9 protein-coding genes and 3 tRNA genes are annotated in these 17116 nt (G+C 51.8%); 9 read left to right on the plus strand and 3 right to left on the minus strand.

Annotated features, from left to right (window positions below; all coding sequences use genetic code 11):
* Positions 1–251: 251 nt before the first annotated feature.
* From DDY07_RS14855 to DDY07_RS14870, 4 genes are all read left to right on the plus strand, one after another.
* Positions 252–797 carry a hypothetical protein gene (locus tag DDY07_RS14855; RefSeq protein WP_033157127.1) on the plus strand — a complete coding sequence of 182 codons (546 nt, stop codon included), beginning with the start codon at positions 252–254 and terminating at the stop codon, positions 795–797.
* Between the two features lie 50 nt (positions 798–847).
* Positions 848–923, plus strand: a tRNA-Gly gene (locus DDY07_RS14860).
* Between the two features lie 48 nt (positions 924–971).
* Positions 972–1045, plus strand: a tRNA-Cys gene (locus DDY07_RS14865).
* Positions 1046–1057: 12 nt separating this feature from the next.
* Positions 1058–1133 (plus strand) — tRNA-Gly (locus tag DDY07_RS14870).
* 162 nt (positions 1134–1295) lie between these two features.
* On the opposite strand, the gene DDY07_RS14875 is transcribed toward DDY07_RS14870, so the two are convergent.
* Entirely contained in the window at positions 1296–5207 is a 3912-nt protein-coding gene (locus DDY07_RS14875; protein WP_367650883.1) for a DUF3683 domain-containing protein, read from the minus strand.
* A 466-nt stretch (positions 5208–5673) separates the two neighbouring features.
* Here DDY07_RS14875 and DDY07_RS14880 point away from each other — a divergent pair, with 466 nt between their 5' ends.
* Positions 5674–6447, plus strand: coding sequence for a VWA domain-containing protein (locus DDY07_RS14880; RefSeq protein ID WP_101051762.1), 774 nt, complete (start codon positions 5674–5676; stop codon positions 6445–6447).
* Between the two features lie 176 nt (positions 6448–6623).
* On the opposite strand, the gene DDY07_RS14885 is transcribed toward DDY07_RS14880, so the two are convergent.
* Entirely contained in the window at positions 6624–8291 is a 1668-nt protein-coding gene (locus tag DDY07_RS14885) for a serine/threonine-protein kinase (protein WP_101051763.1), read from the minus strand.
* A gap of 315 nt (positions 8292–8606) precedes the next feature.
* Between DDY07_RS14885 and DDY07_RS14890 the strand changes: the two genes are divergently transcribed.
* The 4 genes from DDY07_RS14890 to DDY07_RS14905 all read left to right on the plus strand — a co-directional run bounded on the left by DDY07_RS14890 (position 8607) and on the right by DDY07_RS14905 (position 15149).
* Positions 8607–10355 (plus strand): DVUA0089 family protein, encoded by a 1749-nt coding sequence (locus DDY07_RS14890; protein ID WP_171696436.1) that lies wholly within the window; start codon positions 8607–8609, stop codon positions 10353–10355.
* A gap of 97 nt (positions 10356–10452) precedes the next feature.
* Positions 10453–11265, plus strand: coding sequence for an alpha/beta fold hydrolase (locus tag DDY07_RS14895; RefSeq protein WP_171696437.1), 813 nt, complete (start codon positions 10453–10455; stop codon positions 11263–11265).
* Positions 11266–11332: 67 nt separating this feature from the next.
* The gene (locus DDY07_RS14900) at positions 11333–13594 is read left to right on the plus strand and encodes a caspase family protein (protein WP_171696438.1); all 2262 of its coding nucleotides are present in this window, start codon (positions 11333–11335) and stop codon (positions 13592–13594) included.
* 271 nt (positions 13595–13865) lie between these two features.
* On the plus strand, positions 13866–15149 hold the full coding sequence (locus DDY07_RS14905) for an ImmA/IrrE family metallo-endopeptidase (RefSeq protein ID WP_171696439.1): 1284 nt from the start codon (positions 13866–13868) through the stop codon (positions 15147–15149).
* A 508-nt stretch (positions 15150–15657) separates the two neighbouring features.
* On the opposite strand, the gene DDY07_RS14910 is transcribed toward DDY07_RS14905, so the two are convergent.
* A complete protein-coding gene (locus tag DDY07_RS14910; protein WP_171696440.1) occupies positions 15658–17031 on the minus strand; it encodes a hypothetical protein in 1374 nt (457 codons plus the stop codon).
* Positions 17032–17116 lie beyond the last annotated feature (85 nt).

Genomic DNA, 17116 nt, shown 5'->3' on the forward strand with positions numbered 1-17116 from the left:
CAACAAGCACTGTCAAAGAATCCAGATATAAACCGGCAACTCCGAACAGGACAATCACATCGACTAACCCCATGCAAAGACAGCAAACCAGCGATCCAATTAGCTTTTTTATCCCAGCCTGTTCATTTTTGCTACAGTTCCCCTTAAGATACGACCAAATGACTAAAAAAATGAATGCTTGAAATGTTCGAACGGCGTGGTAACTTTAACCACTTAACCATAATAATAACTAGCTTAAGAGGAAACATCGCATGAGCCTTGACGAAAACAACAACGAGACTGAAGCCCAAAATCAAGCTGAAGAGCCTAAGCAACCGGAAACAAGTTCAGCCGCTGATTCCGCCGTAGCGGCAAAAGATGCGGCCGGCAATATTGTCGCCAACCTGTTGGCACTGAAAGAATCCAATCCTAAAGTATTTTTTGGCGGCGTGGGCGCTGCGGCGCTGGTCTTGGTCGCCTTGATTTTTGGTGGTGGCTCCGATGCCAAATTGCCTGTTCACCAAGCCAAAGCCATGGTTCCCGGTCAGAACTACGTGTTGAAAAGCCCCAACACCTATGACCCAAATGCAACTGTAAGATTGGTCTCCGTTCCCGGCTCCATGGCCGCTTACGATGATACCGAAGAAAATGACCGCGACGGCGCTTGCAAACACATGCCGCTTAACACTCCTGTAAAACTGATTCAATCTCAAGCTGACACCACCGACAAAAATGTTCTGTGGGCGGAAGTTGAGATCACTGAATCCGGCGAATGCCAAGGCCGAAAAGCCTGGACTTCGGCAATAAACCTGCAATAACTGTTGACACAAAAAAATATCTTTTTATAATACGCAGGATAGTAAGCCAAGCGGGAATAGCTCAGTTGGTAGAGCACGACCTTGCCAAGGTCGGGGTCGCGAGTTCGAGTCTCGTTTCCCGCTCCAAATTTGAAAAGCCGCGGCAAATCGCGGCTTTTTTATTGTCCTTATAAAGGCTGCGTAGCAAAATGGTTATGCAGCGGCCTGCAAAGCCGTATATACCGGTTCGATTCCGGTCGCAGCCTCCATTACGATATTTTGCGGGAATAGCTCAGTTGGTAGAGCACGACCTTGCCAAGGTCGGGGTCGCGAGTTCGAGTCTCGTTTCCCGCTCCAAATTTAAAAAGCCGCGATTTATCGCGGCTTTTTGTTGTCCGAAGATAAGTACATCCCTCATCATCGAAGATTGGGCAAGCACAGCCTTTGCGGAAAAGAGGGCTTTCGTCTTTATAGCAAAGCCGACTGAAATATCAGTCGGCCGCCCTCAACAATATTCCCCTACACCAAAACCCGCTCAATACCGCCTTTGGTGACCTGATCCAAATACCCGGTCATCCAGTTTTCACCCAATATATGCTTGGCGATTTCCACGACAATGTAATCGACTTCCATTTGCTCGACTTCGTCTTCGAACCGCTGTAAACCTTGCATGCACGAGGGACAAGAGGTCAACATCTTCACCGCGCCGTCGTAGCCGTCTGACCGTAATTTAGCCGTGTCTTTCTGCAATTCTTCCGCCTTACGAAAACGAATCTGCGTGGAAATATCCGGCCGCGCCACCGCCAAAGTGCCCGACTCGCCGCAACAGCGCTCTGATTTCGCAACCGGCGCACCGATCAACTGATTGACCACTTTGATCGGATCTTGCTGCTTGAACGGGCTATGACACGGGTCATGATATAGATAACGCGCGCCATTCACGCCATCCAGCCGCACGCCTTTTTCCAGCAGATATTCGTGAATATCGATCAGGCGGCAACCGGGAAATATTTTCTCGAATTCATAATCCTGCAACTGGTCCTGGCAAGTACCGCAGCTGACCACCACGGTCTTAATATCCAGATAATTCAAGGTATTGGCTACCCGGTGGAACAACACCCGGTTGTCAGTGGTAATTTTTTGCGCCTTATCAAACTGCCCGCCGGCACGCTGCGGATAGCCGCAGCACAAATAACCGGGAGGCAATACAGTTTGCACGCCAATCTCGTACAGCATTGCCTGGGTCGCCAATCCGACCTGCGAGAACAGGCGCTCGGAACCGCAGCCGGGGAAATAAAACACCGCCTCGGAATCGGTGCGGGTTTTGGCATGGTCGCGAATAATGGGCACAATCTGGCCGTCTTCGATGTCCAGCAGCGCCCGCGCGGTTTTGGTCGGCAAATCGCCAGGCATTTTCCGATTCATGAAATGAATCACCTGCTCGCGCACCGGCGGCTTGCCGACCGTGGCCGGCGGCTGCGCGATCTGCGCTTTGCTCCAAGGCTTCAACAGCGTATTGCCGATGCGTTGCGCCTTGTAGGTCCAATCGATCATCGCCGTGCGCATCGCCTTGACCGTATTCGGACTGGACGCAGTCAGAAAAGCAATCGCCATGGTTTTGGCCGGATTGAAACTTTGCTTGCCCATCTTGCGCAACAAATTGCGCATATTCATCGACACATCGCCGAAATCGATGTCCACCGGACATGGATTGAAGCATTTGTGGCAGACCGTGCAATGGTCGGCAACGTCTTCGAACTCCTTCCAATGGGTAATCGAAATCCCGCGCCGGGTTTGTTCTTCGTACAAAAACGCTTCGATCAATAATGAAGTCGCCAAAATCTTATTGCGCGGCGAATACAACAAATTGGCCGGCGGCACATGCGTGGCGCAGACCGGTTTACACTTGCCGCAACGCAGACAGTCTTTCACCGAATCGGAAATCGCGCCAATATCGCTTTGCTGCATGATTAAGGACTCAAAACCCATCAAACTAAATGACGTGGTATAAGCCGAACGCAAATCGGCACCCGGCATCAACTTGCCGCGATTAAAACGCCCTTCCGGATCGATACGGTTTTTATAGGCATGAAAATCCGCCAACTCGTCCTCGGTCAAGAATTCGTATTTGGTGATGCCGATGCCATGTTCGCCGGAAATCGCCCCGCCCAATGAACGCGCCAGGGCCATAATCCGCGCTACGGCGGCATTGGCTTCTTGCAGCATTTCGTAATGATCGGAGTTGATCGGCAAATTCGTATGCACGTTGCCGTCGCCGGCGTGCATGTGCAGAGCCACGAATACGCGACCGCGCAGCACCTCTTTATGCAAAGCCTCGATGCGCTCGACGATGGGCCGGAAATTATCGCCTTCGAAAATTTCCCGCAACCGGGGCAGCAATTCCTGCTTCCACGACACCCGTAACGAATAATCCTGCAAGCGATGAAACAAAATCGGCTCGACGGCACGATTGCTCAGTTCGCCGGCCTGGATACCTTGTGACGCGAAGGCTTTTTCGGCTTCGGCCAACGGCAAATCCAAATTATCGTAAATCCATTGCCAGCGCTGCTTTACTGTGTCTACCGCATCCAACGCCAAGGCCCGCCGCTCGTCCAACAATTCGGCTTTATTCACGCCTTCTTCGTAGGCTCTAAGCGGCAAGTCGCCGCCCAGCAGTTCAATTAAGGCACTGCATAAGCGCAATTTATTATTCAGTGACAATTCGATGTTGATGCGCTCGATGCCGTCGCAATAATCGCCCATCCTCGGCAGCGGAATCACCACGTCTTCGTTGATTTTGAAGGCATTGGTATGCCGGGCAATCGCCGCGGTGCGGCCGCGATCCAGCCAGAATTTCTTGCGGGTTTCCGGGTTCACGGCGATAAAGCCCTCGGCGCCGCGCGCATTACATATGCGCACAACTTCGGACGCCGCCATCGCGACTTGGTTTTCATCGTCACCGACAATGTCGCCGATCAGCACCATTTTCGGCCGGCCGTGGCGTTTGGCTTTGGTGGCATAGCCGACTGCTTTGACGTAGCGTTCGTCCAGATGCTCCAAACCAGCCAGCATCACGCGGCTAGCGCCCTCTTTCGGCAAATCCGCCAGGTAATCGCGAATTTCGACGATAGAAGGCACCGCCTCGCGCACCTGCCCGAAGAATTCCAGACAAAACGTGCGGCTAACCGGCGGCATTTCGTGCAGAATCCAGCGTGCGGAGGTGATAATGCCGTCACAACCCTCTTTTTGAATACCGGGCAACCCCCCGAGAAACTTGTCGGTCACGTCCTTACCCAGCCCGGTCTTGCGGAAAAAACTGCCGGAGATCTCCAGCGTTTCTTCACCCAGCAATTGCTTGCCGCCGGCATCGAAGCGTTTCAGCAAAAATGCGGCTTTGTCTTGCTCATGGATCTTGCCCAAATTGTGATTCAGCCGCTCGACTTCCAGCCAATTTCCATCGGGCGTCACCATCCGCCAGGAAGCCAAGTTGTCCAGCGCCGTTCCCCACAGCACGGCCTTTTTGCCGCCGGCGTTCATCGCAATATTGCCGCCGATGCAGGATGCGTCCGCAGAAGTCGGGTCGCAGGCAAACACCAAACCGGCCTGTTCGGCGGTTTCCATCACCCGTCGAGTCACTACGCCGGCGCCGGTGTAAATCGTCGCATACGAACACTCCACGCCCGGTAATAGCGTATGCCGCTCTACCGCCCCCATCACCAACAGCTTTTCGGTATTGATCACCGCCGAATAAGCATTGAGCGGCACCGCACCACCGGTGTAACCCGTGCCACCGCCGCGAGGGATGATAGTCAAGCCCAGCTCGATACAGCCGCGCACCAAATGCCCGACTTCATCTTCCGCGGTTGGGTACAGCACCACAAACGGATACTCCACCCGCCAGTCGGTGGCATCGGTGACATGGCTGACGCGGGCGAAACCGTCGAAGCTGATGTTGTCCTTGCGGGTGAATTGCGACAGCAGGGATAGCACGCTACGTCGCAATTGCGCGGTACGTTCGAAATGGGCTTCGAATTCATTTACAGCCTGATGGGCAGCAGCAATCAATTGCCCCACTCGCTCGGCCCGCCCGGTATGCTGATTCTCCAGTTCGGCTTGCCGACCCTCCATCTGCCCCAAACGATGCCGCAAGGCTTGCAGCAAGGCGCGCCGCCGCTTGGCATTATCGAGCAAATCGTCTTCGAGATAAGGGTTACGCTGTACCGCCCAAATGTCGCCCAATACTTCATACAACATCCGCGCGGAGCGCCCGGTAATTCTCTCACCGCGTAACGACTCAAGCACCCACCACATGTCTTCGCCGAGCAGACGGATGACGATTTCACGATCAGAAAACGAGGTGTAGTTATAAGGAATTTCCCGCAGTCGCGCGGGCGTTGCATCATCGGATACTGGGAATAATTGAGAAGCCACTGGCAATCGGCGCATAGGAAGTCATAATGCGCCGAATTTTAGCATGTCATCCGCGCCAACCCCTTAAATATCCACCTGCACCAGGAGGCCACCGATCATCAAAAAAACCACCTGTTTGCCAATTTACCAATTTGCCTTGTAACCGGCACGGCGAGTCTTTTGTTTATTTCAAAACAACAAATTGAAAACCATCGAACTTCCGGTCTTGAAATCTAAAACCAATCGATAGTCCGCCGCCTAAAATAGTGTCGATTTTTTTTACAAAAAAAATACGTCGAACAATCCGTTCAAGTGCAAATTATTGAAAATAATAAGGTGGCCCAATACTTGCTTTTTATGAATTGCTTTCCCCAACTAAGAGACACTACCTAGCAATCGGGACTCGTCCAACGAAAACGCTTTGCCAGGTAAAAACGCTCCGAACTGCTGGGGAGTTAACTTGAATGGAACACTTTTTGGAGATCACATGAGAAAAATCCGCAAACTCACTTTGGCTGCGTCAATGGCGGCCACCTTCGCACTAAGCGCATTTGCGTCCAGCTCAGCCAATGCCGGCACCATCCAACTTGGCTTTATTCTCGACGAATCAGGCAGCATTGGCTCATCTAACTGGAATATCATCAAAAATGGATTATCCAACGCTGTTAATAATTTGATTCCGCTGAACAGCAACTATGAAATCTCTGTCGTGACATTTAGCAGCTCTGCGACCGCGGACATTCAAAACTTCCTCGTCACAGACGCGGCCAGCCGCACATCACTGGCCACGAGTATCGCCAACCTAGGTTATAGTGGTGGCGGCACAAACTTTACAGCGGCATTCGACACCATGCGAACCACTCTGGCGGCGTCTACTTTGAATATCGATTTTTCTTACGTAAATTTTGCAACAGACGGAGTCACAAGCAACGAAGCAACCGCAATTACCGCGCGCAATAATTTGATTGCTGCCGGCGTGGATAACATCAGTATCGAAGGCATTGGTAGCGGGGTGGATACTGCCTATCTGCAAAACAGCATTTGCTACCCGGGTCCTTGCGACACAACCTCACCTTACAATTTCCCAACTCAAGGCTTTTACATTGGCGTTGCTAACGCGACTGCTTACGCAGCCGCGATTGAAAACAAAATTCGCGTTGTGACCCAACCAAATAATACTGTACCCGAACCAGCAAGCTTGGCCTTGACCGGGCTGGGCTTGTTTGGCATCGCCATGTCTCGCCGCCGTAAAGCTGCATAATCAACACTAAGCTGGGCTTTCATCCTGCTAAACTCGGTCACAGACCGGCTTTAGCAGGCTTAGCCGCGACAAATAGCCCAATCAGAATTACTTCTGCTGATAATCTGCGTAAACACACCTCTTCCCCCAGATTCACCGCTCTTTGAAAATCCCTCCGCAAAGATCGGAAAACTAAATCAATTAAACCTGAGCTTATCTCGCAAACTCTGTAAGCCCTTGTGCACAGGGTTGACTTCCAAACCTTCCTGTACTTTTTTCAAAGCCTCCGAGCGGTCGTTCTTTTCGTAAAACTCCCACGCCTGCTGTTCCAGCGTATCGGCAATTTTATTGATACCGTCTATTGCTGCTTTGTTGTATGGATCAATTTTCAAAACTTCCTGATAAGCCCAGAACGCATTGCTGCCGGTCGGCGCGGTTAGGTAACCGACATCAAAATGAATATCCGCCAATTCCAGCAAATCCTTAATTTTTTGGTTTTGCTCGGGATTGAGCTCAACGGCGACCTTTACCACTTCGGTAGCGGTTTGCTTTTCATTGAGAGTCCAATAGACGTTCAACCCGATCAAACAAGCCAGCAACACACCCGTTGACCACAGTCCGTAATAGACAGACGTATGCGGTCCGATAGCCGCTAAAAATTCGTCGATAGTGGCACAGCGATCCTCCTGTCTAAAAGCCAGGGCCTTTTGCAATCCTTTCCATTGCCGGCGTTTAAGCTGGGCAATGGGTTTGGGCTGTAGATTGACTTCCGTGGCCTTTTCCGCCGATAACCGGCCAAACGGATGCTTGCCGCTCAACAGTTCGTAAGTGATGCAAGCCAAGGCATAAATATCGTCGCGCGGATCGGGATCGCTATTTTGCAGTTGCTCCAAACTGGCATAGGCCGGAGTCATAGCGCCCAGCGACCGCGCATTAAAAATCGTCGCGTCGTGGCCGTCTGTTTCGCTGCGGCCAATGGCGCAAGCAATCCCGAAATCCAGCACTCTGATTTCGCCGTCGTCGCCGACAAACACATTCCCCGGTTTAAAGTCGGAATGCACGATATTTTTCTTATGCGCATGCGCCAAGGCTTCAGCCATCGCACTGATGATAGGCCAGGCTTTTTTGAAGGGTAATCCGCTGTCGACATGCTCACGGATCAGATGACTGAGCGGCCTACCCTGCAGGTATTCCATCGACATAAACACGTGCGTGCCGTCCCGATCAAAATCGTAGACTTTAATAATATTGGGGTGAGACAGGGTTTGCGCACGTTTGGTCTCCCGCTGCAAAGCCACCAGCGCCATCGGATTGAATTGAAAATCCTGATTTAACACCTTTAAAGCGACAAAAGGCTCTTTATCCGAGGCTTCTACTTTGCGCAAGTCGGTGGCTTTAAACACCATACCCATGCCGCCCACCCCGAGCAACTCTTCGAGCACAAAACGACCTTTCAAGGTACTACCGACTGTCAGCTCGGCGCGCGGCTGCGAGGGATCCAAGCCTTGCAGCAAGGATTCGGTGGTCAGGGTAGGTGTTTGCGTAGCGGGTGAAACCGGCAGTATCGTCGTCGCCGTAGTCGGCGCCGAAACTATGCTGGTTGCATCGTCTGGAGCGGAGACCCGTGAAGGCGCCATTTGGGTTTGGTCGTCGACAAACCGGGTTTCGTCTTGCATGACCGATTGCAAACCGCGATAAACATCCGCGCCAATGTTTCCGCTCCGATATTCGTTTTCCAAAAATTGCCGAGCCGCATCTAAAACCGGTTCGGGTTCCGCGCTTAACGCGGCCGCTACGGCCAATAAATCTTCATAGGCTAGTTGAGCCTGCTGAAAGGCTTTCAATGCGAGCTCAAATCTGGACATGGCAAACGACAGTCAGGGAAAGTGTAAGGATTTTAGCCGAAGAGCTTGTTCGTGTCGCTGCAATTGCCCTTGATGGTCTAAAAACCGCCAAGCCCCAAAATCGACCGGGATAAATCCCGTCCAGGTCCGGCAAATTCTCGCCACCGCTGCATTTGAGCTCTCCCAAGCCCGACGGTCATCAGAAATTTACTGACCACGATTCAATAAGAAAAAGCGCGAGTGGCCGGCACCCAATCTCCAGAAAAATTTAATTACTATTGAAAACATCAACATGCATCTATAATAAGTTGCAAAAATTATTTGGAATAAATGCTCATGAAATCACTGTTTTTTTTTGAACTATTCTGCTCTAAAACCGCTGTTGCGCGATTAAGCAAACGGCAATCCCTAACCGCAGGCTCGTTAGTGACGTTGCTGCTGGCGTCGCCACTCGCGGCAGGCGTGGAATTCGCGAGCGGCACATTCAATCTAACCGGCTCCGGGGCGGGATCGGTGGGCTACCTGCCCTTCTCGCTATCACAAACCACACTGGTCGATATTGCCACCAGCGGCCCCACAACGGACCCCTATATTTTCCTGCTGAGCGGCACCGGCAATTTTACCAGCCTCTCCGTACTCACTCAGAACGACGACGGTTGCAACCAGATAGACTGCGGCGCGGCGGGCGTTTCTCCGAATTTTAACTCGCTGATTAACGACTACCCCTTGAGCCCCGGCAGCTATACTGTCGCGTTGGCAAACTACCCGTTTGCATCAACCGACGCTATCGCGGGTTCCAATATAAACAGCGACACAGGCAATGTGTTACTGATAGTCGGCGACTCGGGACTGATCATTCCCGGCACCGGCACCGGCTCGGGCAGTGCGAGATTGATTAGCTATGCCGGCAGCGGCGGCGCGGTCATTTCCCAATCGCAAATTATCGAATCTACGTCCAACGCCAGCGCTACCTCTCTGGCAATCAACAGCTTGTGCGCATCGCCCACCAGCAGTGCTGTTATCAGCGACTGCGCCAGAATCGCCGGCCTGGGCGCGGCTGCCAAAGCCGATGTTATCGATCAAATTACCCCTGAAGAGATCAATACGATTGCAGCCACCACGGTTGCCACTTCGCGAGCGAATTTCAGCAGCGTAATGGATCGCATCGCCACCTTGCGCGCCGGCAATGCGGGCGGCATCAACCTGGGCGGCACCAAAATCGGCGGCGGCAGCGGCGATGAACTACCGGAAATATTTCAACGCCTGGGCCTATACGGCAATATCGACGGCAGTTTCGGTAGCCGGAACCGCACTGCCAACGAACAGGGTTACAGCTTCGACAATCAAGGTGTCACAGTCGGTGCGGATTATGCGTTCACCGATAATTTTTTTGTGGGGGTGGCCTTTAATAACGCTCACAACAAAGCCGATTTCAGCAACCGCGCCGGCCAGCTTTATACCGCAGCCTATACTGGCTCGCTATACAGCACTTTGAATATTCAGGATTTCTATATCGACGCGCTGGCCAGTGTCGGCGGCATCGATTACGAATCCGAGCGGGCAATGAGCTTTTTCAACACCTCGGCAAAAGGCAGCACCTCGGGCATGCAGTATGCCTCCAGCTTGGGCGCGGGTTATAACTACCACATCGACAAGGTAGTGGTCGGACCTTATATCGGTTTCGACTACGCCAAAACCGAAGTGGACGGCTACCGCGAAACAGGTGGCTCCAGCTTCGGCACCAGCTACGGCGAACAAAACATAGAATCCATGCTAACCAAAGCCGGCGCCAGGGCTTCGTACGCATGGAGCTTGCCTTGGGGCGTCATCGTGCCGCAAGTTAATGCTGAATGGGTACATGAATCCAGCTATAACGCCCAAGTCAGCGTCGTGCGCTTCGTGCAAAACAATGCCGGCTTTAACATCCGCTCCGACAATCCGGACCGCGATTTCATGCAATTAGGATTTAACGTGGCCGGCCAATTTGCCGATGGCATGTCCGCTTTCGTGGCCTACAACACCATCATCGACCGGGCAAACGTGTCAAACCACGCCTTTTCCAGCGGCTTGCGGCTGTCGTTTTAAACAACCTGGCAAACGGTCGATTGCCGGACGACCAAGCCTCCTGGCCACGCTGCATGCCCCGCATGCAGCGTGGCCTATTCTAAATCGCCTGTACCTCATGCCTGTCAAGCGGCTACATTTGCTGATTAAACTGAGTCTGCTGCTTTTCCTGGCAGCTTGCAGTACCCCGGCCATGCGCCTACATGAGCAAGCCACGGCATTCGGCTTTCAGGCCTTAGAATCCAAAGTAGCCGGATTCAATCTCACATCGTTTACCCATTTGCCACCATCCGCCGGTAAACGCCTGCATGTTTATCTCGAAGGTGACGGCTACCCTTGGGAACGTGGACTATTTCCAGCCTCTGACCCGACCACCCGCACAGCTACCGTTCTGTCATTAATGTCTTCCGACCCGAAGCCGGCTTTGTACCTGGGACGGCCATGCTACAACGGCCACGCCGGCGACCCCGGCTGCTCGCAAAGCTTGTGGACCGGCGCCCGCTATAGCGAAAGAGTGGTAACGGCTATGACCCAAGCATTAACAGAATTCTGCACCCTAAACGGTTACAGTGAAGTGGTATTGATCGGCCACAGCGGCGGCGGCACGTTGGCTCTATTGATAGCCGAGCGCTTGCCGCAAACCGTCGCGTTGGTGACGCTGGCGGGGAATTATGACATCGATATTTGGGCCGATCATCACGGCTACCAGCATTTGCATGACTCTCTAAACCCGGCTAAGCGCGCCGGCAAACCCGGCATCGCGGAATGGCATCTGCTGGGCCAGCGCGATAACAACATTCCCCCGGCATTATTCCAACAAGCCTTACAGCAACGCCCCAACAGCCACGTACAAATCGTTGATGCCGATCACACCAATGGCTGGCAAGCCATTTGGCCGCACATACTAAAACGCCTCGACCACCTGCCCTAGCCATTTGCGGGCTAGCGGATTTCTGCTATGGTTGCCGGATAAAATCAATCATTCGAGGCGGCACACCATGGCGACAAAAAGAGTATTGAACCGTACGCTGGCATTGGCAATCAGCGGTATTTTAATGTCCGCCTGCGCCCGCGACGTCAGCCAGGAAGAAATGGCCAAAGCCACCGAAGGCTATATCGTGGCCGACACCAGCAAACTGTTTGTCGTCGATTGCCTGCTGCCCGGTCAGGTACGTAAGCTAGGTTCGCAGATGACTTATCTCAGCGCCCGCCGCCCCATCCGCACGACCGCCGCCGATTGCGAAGTACGCGGCGGCGAATATGTCGCTTACGACCGCGCCAACTACGCCAGCGCCTTAAATATCTGGCTACCCAAAGCTCAGGAGGGCGATGCCGCCGCCCAACTGTATGTCGGCGAGATTTTCGAAAAAGGCTTGGGTACGCCAGCCGACTACAAAGCCGCCGCGCAGTGGTACGAAAAAGCCGCCAATCAGGGTAACTCTCAAGCACAATTAAACTTGGGCCATCTTTACGAAAAAGGTCTGGGCGTTACCGAAGACAAGGAAACCGCGCTACGCTGGTACCGCAAATCGGCCGGCCTGGAAGACGCCGGCATCCAGTTCGCTCCCGCCGTCAATGCCCAAGCCATCGCCAATAGCGAAGAATTGGCCACCTTGCGCAGCGAAGTAGCCGAATCCCGCCGTGAAGCGGAACAACTGCGCGAGCAACTGCAAAGCACCCGCCAGCAAACCCTGGACCAACAAGAGAGTTTGCGCAAGGCTCAAGACGAGCTGGAAGCCTTGCGTAACAAACTGCAACAACAAAAATCCACCACGCCCGGCGGCTCCAGCGACATCGAATCGCTGGAAAAGCAATTGCGCGAAAAAGAAAGCCAATTAAAAGACCAACAAGCCAAATTGGGCAGCTTGACGCAATCTCTCAGCCAGGAAAGGCAGCGCATGAAACGCGAAGTGGAAGCGGCGCGCCAGCAAAGCCCCAGCGCTAAAGCTGTCGAAAGTAAAACCAACGACATCGAAAACAAGCTCAACGAAAAAATCGAAACCTACCAAAAACAATCGGCAGAACTGACCGGCTGGCTGACCTCACAGGATAAACTGGACAGAAATCAAATAGATTTGCGCAAGCAGGCCTTGCAACAGCAAGCCAAGGAGATTGCCGCGCTGAAAGAAAAATTACAGCAACAATCATCCAACGTGGTGGCTTCGGGCAACGGTCCGAATATCGAATTGCTGGAACCCGCCGTCACCGTCACCCGGGGTATTCCCAGCATTCAATTTGGCTTGGGTGAGAGCAGCAAACGCATCGTCGGCAAAATCGACGCAGCCACCGGCCTGAGCCGCTTGCTGTTAAACGACAAAGCGATAAAAGTCGATGCCAACGGCCGTTTTGAAACCGACGTGAGTTTGAAAGGCGACGAAACCTTGGTGCGCATCGTCGCTACTGACAAACGCAATCAAAGCAGTGACTTGAGCTTGCGCCTGCTGGCTTCTGGAAATTCGGCAGAGGAGGTATTCCCAAGCAGCAATAGCAGTGAAATCAAGCGCTCGGGTGACATTCAATTCGGCAAATTCTACGCAATCATCATCGGCAATAACGAGTACGGCGCTTATCCGTCTTTGAAAACCCCCATCGCCGACGCGAAAAGCCTGGAATTGCTTTTACGCGAACGCTATGGCTTCAAAACCAAATTGCTGATCAATGCCAATCGCCACACGATCATGTCGGCGTTCAACGAACTGAATCAAAAACTCACCGAACAAGATAATTTACTGGTTTATTACGCCGGCCACGGCGAGATCGACAAGAAAAGTCAGACCGCTTATTGGCTACCGGTCGATTCGGAAACCGGCAATAGCGCCAATTGGATTTCCAGCCAAAGCATCACGGAATTTTTGAGCATCATGCCGGCCAAGCACATTATGGTGGTAGCCGACTCCTGTTATTCCGGCGCATTGACCGGCTCGGCGGTGGCCAAATTGCCGGAAGGTATGGACGATGCCAAGCGCGAACGCTGGTTAAAAGCCATGAACAGCCGCAAAGCCCGCACCGTGCTGACTTCCGGCGGGGTGAAACCGGTTATGGACCAGGGTGGCGGTGACCATTCGGTGTTCGCCAATGCGTTTTTGAAAGTATTGCGCGGCAACAAACGCATCATTGAAGATTACGACATCTTCCGGGATGTCGCCAATCAAGTACGTGCATCGGCGGCTCGCGGCGGTTTCGAACAAATGCCACAATACGCCCCCTTACAGCACGCAGGCCACGAAGGCAGCCCGTTCTTTTTTGTGCCGGAAGTTTAGGCGGATTGGCTATTCAGACTGGAAACCACCATCTATTCCGATGAATGGTCGGCCACTAAACTCGATAGGATTATGCGGGTAGTGATTTAGGTTTTTGGAAGTCACGAACTGTCACAGCCGACCCGTTGCGGCCTATCATTTCTCCGTCGAGTAATATACAAAAGGAAGATCATATGCAGATCAATAAATTATCGTGCCGGAGAGCGTTTTTCGGTAGCTATACGGAAACTATCTAATTCCTTGTTGGGCTGGCAAGGGAAACTGAGAACTCATGGATACAACGAAGAAGGGCGATAAACTCGAAGATCAGGTTTTCGAAGTATTTGAAAGCCAGATTGCCGAGGACTGCTTTTTTTCGAAACGCGAATTTTGTAAGATTTTTCGGAAGAAAGGGTATTACTCGAAAGATCGAGAGAAGAACATAATCTTTGACGTTTCTATCGAAGTAACACTTCCGGGACAAGAATGTTATTCATTGTTGTTTCTTATCGAATGTAAAAACTATGGTCACAGCGTACCCGTTGACGACGCAGAGGAGTTTTTTACTAAAATACAACAAATATCGGGTGCGGGTGCTAAAGGAATTATTGTATCTACAAATTCTTTTCAAGATGGAGCCTTCAAATTCTCTAGGTCAAAAGGGATTGGCCTGCTTAGGTATTTTAGTAAAGAGCGGCTGGAATGGGTGCTTACCCGTTCTCCGTCAAGTATGGCGTCAAGTTCGATTGCTTCATCGGAACGGTCCAATAGTTATCAAGCTCTCCATGATGAGACTTTCGGTAGCAGGTATTTTGATTTTTATGGTTGTGTAAACGATACATATACAGTTTCATCAAACCAATTTTTTTCCTCTTTAGCTCGAACCGACGCTGATCCAGATTTCCTCAAAGCGCTTGCAGCAGTTGAGCAATCAACGAAGGAATCTCGCTTGTGCGTGCCATATCTGGAGAGGGAAGAGGTAGAAAGTCGGGCTGTTGCCATTCTTTCTGAAATAGAGTACGTGTCAGGCGTTGTCTCAATTAACTCTATTTGTGATTACCTAAAAGTAAATTCGACGCTTGTTGTGAAGACAAACGCAAACCTACCCAGCGGAGTCCTCGGCCAGATTGCGTTTGGACCAGACATTATTTCCATCGACAATGATCAGGCGTCAACAAACGAACGAACTCGGTTTACACTAGCTCATGAGCTAGGTCACTATCTGTTGGAGCATGGCAAGTTTATGGCGCGAGAAAGTTGCCATGAAGAAGATATAGCCATTGATGATTTCGATGCCATCGACTTAAAAGATATTCGCCGTTTGGAGTGGCAAGCAAATTACTTTGCCTCATGCTTGTTATTGCCAAAAGAACAATTTGAGAAAGAGGTATTTTGGCAAGCACAGAGATATGAGCTCTCTGATCGCGGGTTCGGGTTGCTGTATTTAGATGACCAGCGATGCAATATCGATACATTTCATAAAGTAACAGCTCCTCTGATGAAAATGTTCCAGGTTTCGCGAACCGTAGTAAAGCTGCGGCTAATCAAGCTTGGGTTTCTCAATGAAGCCAGATAGATACCGTTTTAACCCCGTTCATGCAAGCGAAAAATCAGGATCAAAAGGTTTCCCGGATTTCAAGATAGCGAAAGCCAGGTGAATGAGCTTACGCATGGCGGCGCAGCAAGTAGCCTCGATGGAATCGAGGAGTCGAAGGCCAACACCCTTAAAATTTGGCGAGGTTAGTCTGATGACGGATGGTCAACACTCTCGATTCCGCTAACGCTGCATCAACGCTACGCAAGACCTGGGTCATAGGATGTGCTGAACAGTGTGAAGCGTATCGTTCGCGATTAGTGCGGTTCGTAACTCACCCTACACCCGCTTTTGCTGGACATTTACCATTGAAAGTTTCGTTCCTTGAGGCACGGTGAGTTTTGGCCGATCACTGCCAACGGTGGGCTTCGATTTGGAGTACCTGCAGTTTAGAATCAGGAATCGTTGGCGGATTTATTGGAATACGCAGACAGATTGATCAGCCGGACAAACAACGCTCACCCGGCTGATGTTTAAACAGCGGAAACTATCATTTCCACTTTTTAAGCAGCCCTTTTAACCCGGCAGGCTTGGCGGGCTCGACTGCGGCAACTGCTTCGGGAATCGGCTCGGGTTCCGATGCTACCGGCTCAGGCGCAACGGCAGGCTCTGCCGATTTTTTACCGAATAAACCTTTCAGCTTACCGCCAACGCCGGCGGCCGGTTCTTTGATCGCTTCCGCGGCAGTTTCCGCGATTTCCACCACATTTTCCTTAAGTTCAGCGGCCGCCTCCACGACAGGTGCGGCGACCTCTTCCAACTCTTCCCGGATAGCCTCGGCAGCAACTTCTGTCTGTGTTCCCAGCTTTTGATCCAACTTGGCCATTTGCTGCATGGTGTTGTTCAACATTTGCTTGAACTTGCCGAAACCGCCGCTTTTTTCGGCCAATTTATCAACGGACGACTGTTTCGCCGGTGCCGGCTCGGCAACTACAGGTTTCGGATTATCTACAACCTGCGCAATTTCACGCTCCACTGGCTTTGGCGGCTCTAAAGGCGCCTGAATCACAACAGGTTCAGCAACAACAGCCGGGGCGGGTTGAATGACGGCGGGCGCTTCGTTGATAACAACTTTTGTCTCCTGTTGAGATGCCGGCTGCGAGTAAGCAGGGGCTGGCGTCGCCGAATGTTTGGCTGAGTCGGTGTAACGCGCCAATTCGGCTTGATGTTTGGCTTGGGCCTCCGCCAGTAGTTTTTCCGCGTTGGCTTGTTCGCGCTCGCGCAGAATTTTTTGCTCTTCCACCGCCAATTCCAGTTTATTCAACTGTTCGGTTTGCGATTCCAAACGTAATTGCAATGGCCCCAATAGCGCATCTTTTTCAGCAACTTTGGAAGTTTCCGCCCAAAGTGCCAGTTGCAGCTCGGTTTTGCCTTGTTGTTCGGCTTTAAAGCGCTCGGTAATTTGCGCGGTGAGCGCGAAATATCGGGGCCACAGATCGGTCGATTGCAGATCGTTGGCCGCCGGTAAGGCCGGCTCGGTCAATTCGAAACTGGTAGCCAAGGTTTTGATGCTGTCGATCACCTGCCGATTTGCCTGTACCAATTTTTCTTCCAGACCGGCTGCCCGTTGCGCTTCGTTATCGGCAACAGTTTTGGCAGCCTCCAACTGCTCGGTATTGGCAGTCAATTGCTCTTGCAAGGCTTGCTGTTGCTGTTGCGCCGCCTCGAAATCAGTTTGTAAGGCAAGGCGCGCTTTTAAATTGATGGCATTGGTTTTCTTTAAAAAATAAATCCTGATGCTGTAAAACATCGCCGTCAGCAACCACACGGCAAGCGCTAACGCACCGGCATATTCCTGGTTTTCCAGCGTAATCCGATACCAATCCGACAGTATGCTTTGAATCATGGGCAAATAAGCTTCCATAAATAATCCTGGCTAATATAGTTTTTATAATAATGACGTAGGTTTCCGACCCGGAACAGCAGATAGCTAAGCTGAGACAGACGAA

Origin of the sequence: Methylomonas sp. ZR1 (assembly GCF_013141865.1) — a bacterium.
Classification (GTDB): Bacteria; Pseudomonadota; Gammaproteobacteria; order Methylococcales; family Methylomonadaceae; genus Methylomonas.